Below are 10,557 nucleotides of genomic sequence, written 5' to 3' on the forward strand. Positions count from 1 at the left end.
TCAACTCCTCATCAATCAGAATATGCTCAACAAGGTATCAAACAACTGGCTGCCCACCTGTAAAGATTTTGCCGATGCCTGATACGCCTGCTGAAACTTAAGCAAATTTGCGGCCTCTTCATCAAGATTGACCGCCGAAAATGCATCGCGATTGGCGGTTGCCTGTTTCAGCACAGCCTCCTGCGACTCCAGACCCAGCTTGGCCGAGCGTGTCTTGACGCCATTGGCTGACACCAGGCTGGAGTAAACACTCTGGAAAGTCGCCTGGCCGCCCACCATGGTCGTCGCAGTTTGCAATTTCCCCAGCAGAACCGCATTGCGTCCGTCCTGCACCCCGCCCTCGTTGCGCTCGATTTTGAAGCTGTCGTTGTTGGCCGGCGTGCCGGCCACGCTGAAACTCATGCCCTGATATTCGATCTTGCTCAGGGTTGCCGCGCCGAAGGTCAGCGGAATAGCGCCCGTGCCCGTTTGCGGCGTGCCATCCGAATAGACGACGGACCAGGACCAGGTGACTGGCAAACCGCTGAGATTGCCGGCATTCGCCGTCAGCGTCAGCGGCAGGACTGCCGTGCTGTAACCGGTGCTGACCTCACCTTGGGAAATCGTCATCGCCCCCGAATTGGCCTGGTTCGGCACCGTGCGCATGGGTGCCGCCGCATTGATCAGACGCGGATCGCTGGCCAGAGTGGCATTCATGGCAATGTTGCGCGCCGCTTCATCTGTCGGCTTGATCAGGAAACGGTCGCCGTTGTCACCCGTGGCTGTAATTGCCAATTCGATGCCATCAAAAGTCGCCGTCCCCGGGCCGGTGCCGGTACTCACCACCTGCTTGTCCGACAGACGCATGATCGAATAAGCGCCACCGGCAGCAAAGGTCAGCTGGTAATCGCTACCGGTCAGATCGGTGTAGAAGTTGCCGTTATGCTGCGCAGCAGTAAACGTTGCGCTCATGCTGCCGCTACCGCTGTTTTCCGAGTTGGTCAGAATGCGTGGATCGGGCACGCTGAAGAAATTCCCGATAAAACCCGCTTCACCCTCGATCTGGCCGAGCATGTTCTGCCCCAGGGAGTGCTGGGCATTGAAGGTCAGACTGAGCGACACGGCAATCCGCCCGAGTTCGTTCTTGGCGCTGTCGAGCGACTTGCTACGGAACTCGATCAGGCCACCCAACTCACCGCCCGTGATCAGTTTTTCGGGCAATTCGATCGGCGTACCGGCAGTGGCGATGCTCAGCGCCAAACGCCCGCTATCCGCACGCGAAGGCGCAGCCACCAGTTCGGAAGAAGTGCCACCCACCACCAATTGCTGACCACTACCGATGAAGACACTGAAATTGCCTTGCGAATCGGTCACGGCCTCAACACTAATCAGCTTGTTCAGCTCGGCAATCATCTGATCGCGCTGATCGCGCAGATCGTTGGCGGGCTGGCCATAGCCGGACTCTGCCACCATGATGCGCTGATTGACATGCGCAATCTGCTCGGCAAACCCGTTGATCATCTCGACCGTGTCGGTAATGCGGCCTTCTATCTCGGCGCCCATTTCAGTCAGGCGGGTATCCATGTTCTTGAACTGACCGATCAGGCTTTCCGACGTCGTCAGCATGGCCTGCCGGCCTTCGATCAGGGAAGGATTGGCAGCCACCTGCTGCACACCGGAGAAGAAACTCTGCAAGGCAGGCGACAAGCCGGCCTTGCTGTCCGCCAGCATATTGTCGATCTGGCTCAGCTGCTTGTACATGGTGTCGAGATAGCTGACCTGGGTCTGTGCGCTATTGACCTGCCCGGTCAGGAAGCGGTCGTACATGCGGCTGACGGTCACCACATTGACGCCCTGACCAAAGGCGCCGGCGCCGGTATACACCGACATGTTGGTCGCCTGCATGGTGCTCTGGCGGGTATAACCCGGGGTGCTGGCGTTGACCACGTTGTGCTCGGTCACCATCAGACCGTATTGGGCGGCGCGAATGCCGGAAACGCCAATGCTCAGAATACCTGTACCCATGATTCACCTCTAACATGCACGCTGACTACGGCAAATAGCCGCAGAAGTTGAATTCTCAGCCGATCAAGGCCTGACGCAGCGTTGGTCCGTCGATGATCCGGGACAGCTTGTTGGCGTAATTCGGATCGGTGGCATAACCAGCCTGCTGCAGCCTACTAGCGAATTCCGTGCCATTCTGAGAGCCAATCACCGTGCTGTAGCGCGGGTTGTCGCGCAACAGCCGGGCGTAATCCTGAAAAGCTTCTGCGTAGGAGCCATAGGAACGGAAGCGCTCGATGCTGCCCTGCGCCTGTCCATCGACATACTCGGTGGTACGACTGAGTACGCTGTCGCCATTCCAGCTCTTGCCGGCCTTGATGCCGAAGAGGTTATGGCTGCTGCTGCCATCGGCTTTACGAATCTCGCTTTTTCCCCAGCCGCTTTCCAGCGCCGCGTGCGCGATCAGGAATTGCGGCGGAATGCCCGTCGTGCGCGAGGCATTGACCGCGTCCGGCCACAAGCGTTCGACAAAGCCGCGCGCATCACTCGTATCAGCACCTGCCACCGCATTCGCTGCAGTCGCCTGCTGGGCTTTATCTGCCGCTGCGGCATAGGCTGCCGAGGTCGGCAGGGACGACAGCACTTCCTGGTAGCGCAAGCCGCTGGCCGGCGGGGTAGCATTCTGTCCACTCGCCTGCGGGCCAGCCGGCGCTGCGGCCTGGCCGGCAAAACTTGCCGCCTGCGTCAATAACGCGCCCAAGGCGGCCGTCCCCGGCGCTGCTGCGGCCTCCGGCGAGATGTTGCCAAGCGAGGCGCCCAGCTGTTTCTCGATCAACTGGGCAAAGCCCACCCCCTTGCCGGAGGTCGCCATGTTCTGCGCCATCTGCTGATCCAGCAGGCCGTTGTAGAAGCGGGTCTGGTCGGAACTGAGTAAACCGTCATCCGGCACCGTGTCGCGCATGCTCTTCATGACCATCTGCAGGAACATGGTCTCGAACTGTTGCGCGGCGGCCTTGAGCCCTTCTTTCGGGTCCTTGCGCATGGTCTCGCGCAAGTCCTGCGACGCCTGCACATCAAAGGCCGCACGGTTCGGAGCGTTCTGGATCTTGATCGACATGACGGGCCTCAGATCACTTCCAGCTCGGCGCGCAACGCGCCGGCAGCCTTCATCGCCTGCAGGATCGCCAGCAGGTCCATCGGGTTGGCTCCCAGCGAATTCAGCGCCTTCACCACCTCGGCAAGATTTGCCCCGGTCTTGACATCGACCATCGCCCCGCCGGCCTGGGTAACCTGTACGCCGGCCCCGGGCATGCCACCCTGGCCCCCATCGACCACCACCGACAAATTACCGTGTGCGACCGCGCACGGCTGCAAGGCCACCCGCTGATTCATCACCACTGACCCGGTTCGCGGATTCACCACCACCTTGGCCTGCGCCGCAGCGGCATTGATTTCGAGATTTTCGACACGGCCGAGAAAGGCGACGCGGGCATCATTCGTATCCGGTGCGCGCAAGGCGATGCGCCGCCCGTCCAGAGCCTGGGCAGTACCTTCGCCCATGGCCTTGTTGATGGCCTTGACCATGTTGGTGGCCGTACCGAAATCGGACTGCGCCAGCTCGTAATAGACGAAACCATCCTGCCCGACCGTCGTCGGCACACTACGCTCGACCGTGGCACCGCCGGCGATACGTCCCGCCGACAAGTGATTGACCGTGACGCTGTTGCCGGCACCACTGGCGCCGACACCACCGACCATCACATTACCCTGCGCCATACCGTAAATCTGTCCGTCCGCACCTTTCAGCGGTGTCAGCAGCAAGGTTCCGCCGCGCAGGCTCTTGGCGTTGCCCATGGAAGAAACGGTCACATCGATCTGCTGCCCCGGCTTGGCAAAGGCGCCCAAGTTGGCCGTCACCATCACGGCAGCAACGTTTTTCAATTGCAATTTACTGGCCTGCTCCGGCGTCAGGTTGACCCCCATCTGCGACAGCATGTTGCCGATGGCCTGCGTCGTAAACGGCGTCTGCGTCGTCTGGTCACCCGTGCCGTCCAGCCCCACGACCAGACCGTAACCAATCAACTGGTTGTTGCGCACGCCCTGCAGGGTTGCCAGATCCTTGATCCGCTCGGCACTGGCCGCAGCAGGCAGCAGCAAGCTCAGCGCCAGCGCACAGGCAGTGAGGATTTTTCCGGGAAAAAGAGGTGCGGTCATGGTGCTGCCTTCCGTGAAACGAACTAGAACGGCATAACACTTAGAAAGAATCGTGCCAACCAGCCCATAACCTGCCCTTCGGCAATCTGGCCGGACGATTTATATTCGATGCGGGCATCGGCAATCTTGCTCGAATCCACCGTATTGGTGAAATCGACAAAGGACGGATTGACCACCCCGGAAATCCGGATGAACTCCTGTTCCTTGCCAATCGCGATCTGCTTCTCGCCGGAAACAAGCAAATTGCCGTTGGGCAGCACATCAATCACGGTCACCGTCAGGTCGCCCGTGAAGGTTGCACGGCTTGCCGCCTGACCGCTGCCCTTGCTCTCGGTCTTGCTGCTCATGTCCATGCTCAGGCCGTCCAGCCCGCTGACCGGCATGCCGGTAAAGGCATTGACGGCAGCCGTCAGGCTGCCGGAGCGGCTCAGGTTGTTGCTGGCATTCTTGGTCGCCGACGGGTTTTCCTTGATGCGCACGGTGATTGTGTCACCCATGAAGCGGGCGCGCCGGTCTTCGAACAGGGGGCGACTACCACCGGCTTGAAAAATGGCGCCATTGGCCACCTGAGCCACGGGCCGGGGTTCGGGGCGGACCGTCATCGGTTGATGCACATTGGTGGGCGGCACCGTCGTGCAGGCACCAAGCGTCAAGACCACGAAAGCGAGCAGGCTATTTTTCATGCTATCAACCCCTTGCCATTGCGACTTACAGCTGCGTCAGACGACCCAGCATCTGATCGGAGGTGGTAATCACCTTGGAATTCAATTCGTAGGCGCGCTGCGTCTGGATCATCGTCACCAGTTCTTCCGCCACATTGACGTTGGACGTTTCCACATACTGATGCGTGACGATGCCGGCACCGTTGGTGCCCGGTTGATTCGGCGTCGGCGCACCGCTCGCCGCGGTTTCCAGAAACAGGTTCTGTCCGATGCTGGACAAACCCGCCGGATTGACAAAGGTGGCCAGCTGGATCGCCCCGATTTCCGTCGGCACCGGATTGCCCGGCTGCGTCACCGTCACCGTACCGTCCTGGCCAATGGAGATTTCCAGCGCATCGGCAGGAATGACGATGTTGGGCTGCAGAAAATAGCCGTCACCTGTCACGATCTGCCCCTGGCTGTCCTTGTGGAAGGAACCGTCGCGGGTATAGGCGGTGGAACCGTCCGGCAGCTGGATCTGGAAGAAGCCATTGCCATTGACTGCCACATCGAGGGCGTTGTCCGTTTTTTGCAGGTTGCCTTGCGTGAAGATGCGCGCGGTCGACACCGGGCGCGCGCCGCTCCCCAGTTGCAACCCGACCGGCAGCTGGTTCTGCTGCGACGACTGGGCGCCCGGCTGGCGCATGGTCTGGTAGAGCAGATCCTCGAACACCGCCCGGGCACGTTTGAAACCATTAGTGCTGACGTTGGCCAGATTGTTGGAAATGACGTCGAGCTGGGTTTGCTGGGCATCGAGTCCGGTGCGGGCAATCCAGAGTGAGCGAATCATGATTTTTTCCTATCAGGAGGAGAGCGACAGCAGCTGATTGGCACGCTGCGCGTTCTGGTCGGCGGTCTGCAGCAGCTTGATCTGCATTTCGAACTGGCGCGACAGGCTGATCAGATTGACCATGGCGTCGGTCACGTTGACGTTGCTGCCTTCCAGCGCCCCGGAAGCCACCTTGACGTTTTCATCGACCGGGGCGGCCTGACCGTTACGCAGGCGGAACAGACCATCCGCACCGCGCACCAGATCGCCCTCCGGCGGATTCACCAGTTTCAAGCGGCCGACCGGATTGACGTTGTTCGGCGTGCCATAGTTCTGGATGATGGAGACGGTGCCATCCGGGCCGATTTCGATGTGATTGTCCGGTGGAATGGTGATCGCCCCACCATCGCCCTGCACGGTGTAACCCGACTTGGTTTCCAGTTCACCATTGACATTGACGTCCAAACTGCCGGCGCGGGTATACGCCTCGCTGCCATCGGGCAGACGCACGGCCAGCCAGCCTCGCCCCTGCACCGCGACATCGAGATTGCGCCCGGTAAACATCAGCGGACCTTCATCGAACACATCGGCCACCGACGCATCGACCACGAACGCCCGCGTCGGCATCGCCTCGCTCTGGATCGGCACGGCGCGGAAGCGGTGCTCCTGCGCCTTGAAGCCGACCGTGCTGGCATTGGCCAGATTGTTGGCGGTACCGGCCTGCTGCATGAAGACATGCTTGGCGCCGGTCATCGCGGTGTAGATCAGGCGATCCATGGTCTTATCTCAAGTCCGGTTAGCGCAGGTTGACCAGCGTCTGCATGATCTGGTCCTGGGTCTTTATCGACTGAGCATTGGCCTGGTAGTTGCGCTGATTGGTGATCAGATTCACCAGTTCCATCGTCAGATCGACGTTGGACTCTTCAACCGTGGATGCAGAGATCAACCCGAAGTTGCCACTTTCCGGCGCCCCCAGCAGCGCTGGCCCGGAGTCCGAGGTGACAATCCACTGGTTATTACCTTGCGAGCGCAAGCCATTGGGATTGGTGAAATTCGCCAGCACGATCTGCCCCAGAGCGAACGCTTCGCCATTGCTGTAGTTACCCAGAATGGTGCCGTCCGTACCAACTCCCAGACTCGTCAGACTGCCCGCGGCGTAGCCATCCTGCTCCAGGCGGTTGTTACCAAATTGTTTACCCGTTTGCGTGGTACCGAGAAAATCGAGCGCAAAATCAAGGGTGGGGGCTGCGCTATTAACCGACCCCAGTCCTGCCATGACACCATCCAGGTCAATGGACAGATTCATTGCCGTTGTACCAGAACCGTTGGTCAGTTTACCGTTGGTATCAAAGGTTATGCCAGGCATCGGAACCCCACCAACTGTGACACTGGCGCCGCCGGTTACGCCTACCAAGGCATTACTTGTCCCATCCACACTTGTCACAACCCCCCACTCTCTCGGGTTATCTCCCTTGATGAAATAGAGTGTCAGTCGGTGAGGATTTCCAAGCGTGTCATAAACATCCAGCCCGGTAGACCAGTTATACGCCTCAGGATTAACAGTCATGACTGATGCTTGACGAATACCCTGTGTTTGAGCCGCATCAGCACGTTCCTGGGCAGTCGTCGCAGCTGCACCATCTGCCACAGCTGCCGCCACTGCTGCTGCAATTTGGCTTGTTACTTCAGCCGCTGGGTCGGCTGCCGCTAAAACTGCAGCATAGGCAGCGGTTGCTGCCGCATTCGCAGCAGCCGGTGTAGCAGTTGATCCTGTGAGTATCGCTGCTCTAACAGCTTCACGTGCGCCGGAGGCGGCGATTTCAAGTTGTGACCCACCATCGACCCACGGCTGATCGGGCTGTGTTTCGCGTGAATCAAGCGACAGGTTGGCGCGTATTCCTTGAAAGCTCGCCGAAGGATTTGTGCCAGTGGCAACTGGCGGGATATCCGAGGCAGACACCTCGATTGCTCTCGGCGTTGCCGGAACAATTACGCCGTTCTCTGAAGGATAGCCAGTCAGACGCATCCCTTGGTCGTTAACGATGAAACCATTTTTATCAAGATGGAACTGGCCACTACGGGTATACGTCAGTTCGCCGCCTTTTTCCATGCGATAGAAGCCGTTGCCGTTAATCGCGATATCAAGCGGGTTGTTGGTCGTGGTGATGTTGCCCTGGGTGAATTGCTGGGCAATACCCGACAGGTTCACACCAATCCCGACCTGATTGGCGCCCGAGCCATTCAGCGAGCGGGCATAGACATCAGAAAAGTGCGCCACGGACGCCTTGTAGCCGACCGTGCTCGAGTTGGCGATATTGTGGCTGGTGACGTCGATCGCCTTGCCGGCGGTGTTCAGACCGCTCAATGCTTGTTGGAATGCCATGATCTACTCCGTCAGATAATCTTATGCACATCGCTGAAGGACACCTCGCCCATGCTGCCCAGGTCGAGGGAAAATCCATTGTTGTTCCTAACCACAGCATTAACCATGCCAATCTGCATGGCTTTGGCTTCGACTTTTTCACCGCCCACCTTCGCCTCCACCGTGAAGCTGTAGTTGCCGGCCGCCATTTCATTACCCGCATCGTCCTTGCCATCCCAGGCAAAATACATGCTGCCTGCCGACTGAGAACCCAGGCTCTGGGTCTGCACCGTCTTGCCACTCGCATCCTTGATGGTGACGGTCACCTCATCGGCCGCACTGCTCAGCATCAGACCACCCAATGCCGGCGGGCGGGAGGCATCCTCGCCCTCCGGCTTGGCCGAGAGCGGCAAATTGTTCCCGGCCACCATGACATTTTTGCCGATCATCACCGCCGCCTGCATCGCCTGTGCTTCGCCGTAACCGGCAAGCAAGGTATTCAACGAACTATTGAGTTTTTCAATACCGTTGACGGTATTCATCTGCGCCAGCTGCGAGGTGAACTCGGCATTTTCCATCGGATTGAGTGGGTCCTGGCTGCGAATCTGTGCCATGAGCAGGGTCAGGAAACGATCCTGCATTTCCTCGCCCGCGCTCTTTTTTGTTTCCGTCTTCTGGCTGTTGCCATTCAGGGTCTGATACAGCGCTTCGGCGCCGTTGGTGGTGGTATTGCTGACGCTGGCCATGATGCTCTCCTGGATATCCGGTTACTTGTTGCGCGTGTCTCGTTCAGTGCTCATGCCTACCCTTGCTGACCGATCTGCAGGGTACGCAAAAGCAGGCTTTTGGCGGTATTCATGACTTCGACGTTGGTCTGGTAGGCACGCGAGGCCGAAATCATGTTGGTCATTTCCTCGACCACATTGACGTTGGAAAAGGCCACGTAACCCTTTTCATCGGCCGCCGGATTTTTCGGGTCATAGACCATCCGTGCCGGCGCGGCGCTTTCCACTACCTGGGTGACACGCACCCCCTTCGATAACTCACCGGCGCCGCCCATGGGGGTCGCCTCGAACACCACCTGTTTGGCACGATAAGGCCTGCCATCGGCAGAGACCACGCTATCGGCATTGGCCATGTTGGAGGCCACGGCGTTCAGGCGCATGGACTGTGCGCTCATGGCGCTGGCTGAAACCTGAAATACGTTGAATAAACTCACCTTAGTTCTCCTTCACGTCCCGCTTAACCCTGGGTGCCGCTCATGGCCGTCCGCAGGCCCTTGAACTTGTCCCCGATCAGCTGGGTAAGAATCTGGTACTGGATGGCGTTGTCTGCAATCTGATTGCGCTCAACATCCATGTTCACCGTGTTGCCATCGACCGCAGACTGAGTTTCCGTGCGGTATTGCAGATGTACCCCGGTACCGCCGCCATTTCCCGTCAGATGACCTCTGGCCGTACGTGCCAGATTCAGATCGAATTCGCCGGCGCGGCCACCCAGGGCTTGCTGCATGGCACTGGAGAAATCGAAATCGCGTGCCTTGTAGTTTGGCGTATCGGCGTTGGCAATATTCGATGCCAGAATCTGGTGCCGTTGTGCCCGCAGGTTAAGTGCCTGGCTATAGACCTCGACGTGACGTTGAATGGCATTCATGCTGCACTCCCAGAAATATTCACAGCAATCAAAGCAATTTATGTGCCACAGACGCAAGACAACATCAAAGCAACTTCAGCACCACGCATTGCACCTTGATTTCGGCTGGAAACTGGTCTCCGGCAACGTACTGAGGCAAAATCAGCGCATGCTTTTCCCACTTCGCCTCTTCCTTCTCTGCCTCGGTCTGATCTCGGCCGGCAGCACCCTGGCTCTCAGCGACACGCAAATCATCGCCCTGGCGGAACAACAGGCACGGCGGCTGGCCGCTCAGCACGGCGGCGACATCCGCATCAAGGCTGGCCCTGTCGATAGCAGCCGGCTACCCGCCTGCCAGCAGGCCGAGGCGTACAGCCTGCCGAATAGCCGCAGTCTCGGCCGCACACATGTCGGTGTACGCTGCGTTGCGGGCAGCGACTGGAGCATTCTGGTGCCGGTGCAGATTGCCATTCTGTCCACCTACGTCGAAACCCTGCGCAGCCTGCAAGCGGGCAGCACTGTGCAGGCCGACGATGTCCACCTGAATACCGGCGATCTGGGCAGCCTCCCCAGCGGCACCCTGCTACGTCTCGAGGATGCCCTCGGAAAAACCCTGCGCAGCTCGCTGGGCGCGGGACAAGCCTTGCGGCACCATCAACTACTCGCCACCCCGGTCATTCGTCAGGGACAAAGCGTGCAGGTTGTTTTTCAAGGCAACGGTTTTGCCATTCGTGGTGAAGGCAAAGCGCTGAACGACGCTGCACCAGGCGACACAGCCCGCGCCCGCATGGGCACCGGCCGGACCGGCGGCCGCACGGTCGCCGGTATTGCGCAGGAAGATGGCAGCATCCTCCTCAGCAATTAAAATCTTCTCGTCGTGATTAAAGTTTCCCTGC

General features: G+C 59.2%; 11 protein-coding genes. 1 reads left to right on the top strand and 10 read right to left on the bottom strand.

The window, feature by feature from the left end; all coding sequences use genetic code 11:
- Positions 1-15: 15 nt before the first annotated feature.
- Genes flgK through flgB form a run of 10 tightly spaced genes read right to left on the bottom strand, consistent with a single transcriptional unit; the run spans position 16 to position 9,682 of the window.
- Positions 16-2,004, bottom strand: a complete 1,989-nt coding sequence (gene flgK, locus JYJ39_RS03080; protein WP_205201989.1) for a flagellar hook-associated protein FlgK — start codon at positions 2,002-2,004, stop codon at positions 16-18.
- A 55-nt stretch (positions 2,005-2,059) separates the two neighbouring features.
- Positions 2,060-3,100: a flagellar assembly peptidoglycan hydrolase FlgJ gene (flgJ, locus tag JYJ39_RS03085; protein WP_205201990.1), complete on the bottom strand. Its 1,041-nt coding sequence runs from the start codon at positions 3,098-3,100 to the stop codon at positions 2,060-2,062.
- Between the two features lie 8 nt (positions 3,101-3,108).
- Positions 3,109-4,197: a flagellar basal body P-ring protein FlgI gene (locus JYJ39_RS03090; RefSeq protein ID WP_205201992.1), complete on the bottom strand. Its 1,089-nt coding sequence runs from the start codon at positions 4,195-4,197 to the stop codon at positions 3,109-3,111.
- A gap of 23 nt (positions 4,198-4,220) precedes the next feature.
- A complete protein-coding gene (locus tag JYJ39_RS03095; protein ID WP_205201993.1) occupies positions 4,221-4,880 on the bottom strand; it encodes a flagellar basal body L-ring protein FlgH in 660 nt (219 codons plus the stop codon).
- 25 nt (positions 4,881-4,905) lie between these two features.
- Positions 4,906-5,688 (bottom strand): flagellar basal-body rod protein FlgG, encoded by a 783-nt coding sequence (flgG, locus tag JYJ39_RS03100; RefSeq protein WP_205201995.1) that lies wholly within the window; start codon positions 5,686-5,688, stop codon positions 4,906-4,908.
- 12 nt (positions 5,689-5,700) lie between these two features.
- Positions 5,701-6,444: a flagellar basal body rod protein FlgF gene (locus JYJ39_RS03105; protein WP_205201996.1), complete on the bottom strand. Its 744-nt coding sequence runs from the start codon at positions 6,442-6,444 to the stop codon at positions 5,701-5,703.
- A gap of 19 nt (positions 6,445-6,463) precedes the next feature.
- Positions 6,464-8,050: a flagellar hook protein FlgE gene (locus JYJ39_RS03110; RefSeq protein ID WP_205201997.1), complete on the bottom strand. Its 1,587-nt coding sequence runs from the start codon at positions 8,048-8,050 to the stop codon at positions 6,464-6,466.
- An 11-nt stretch (positions 8,051-8,061) separates the two neighbouring features.
- A complete protein-coding gene (locus JYJ39_RS03115; protein ID WP_205201998.1) occupies positions 8,062-8,775 on the bottom strand; it encodes a flagellar hook assembly protein FlgD in 714 nt (237 codons plus the stop codon).
- A 56-nt stretch (positions 8,776-8,831) separates the two neighbouring features.
- Complete coding sequence (gene flgC / locus JYJ39_RS03120) at positions 8,832-9,248, bottom strand: flagellar basal body rod protein FlgC (RefSeq protein ID WP_205201999.1); 417 nt, start codon at positions 9,246-9,248, stop codon at positions 8,832-8,834.
- A gap of 23 nt (positions 9,249-9,271) precedes the next feature.
- Complete coding sequence (flgB, locus tag JYJ39_RS03125; RefSeq protein ID WP_205202000.1) at positions 9,272-9,682, bottom strand: flagellar basal body rod protein FlgB; 411 nt, start codon at positions 9,680-9,682, stop codon at positions 9,272-9,274.
- Between the two features lie 148 nt (positions 9,683-9,830).
- On the opposite strand from flgB, the gene flgA reads away from it, so the two are divergent.
- A complete protein-coding gene (gene flgA / locus JYJ39_RS03130; protein ID WP_205202001.1) occupies positions 9,831-10,526 on the top strand; it encodes a flagellar basal body P-ring formation chaperone FlgA in 696 nt (231 codons plus the stop codon).
- The last annotated feature ends 31 nt before the right edge of the window (positions 10,527-10,557 follow it).

It is taken from the genome of Azonexus hydrophilus, from assembly GCF_905120355.1.
Lineage (GTDB): Bacteria > Pseudomonadota > Gammaproteobacteria > Burkholderiales > Rhodocyclaceae > Azonexus.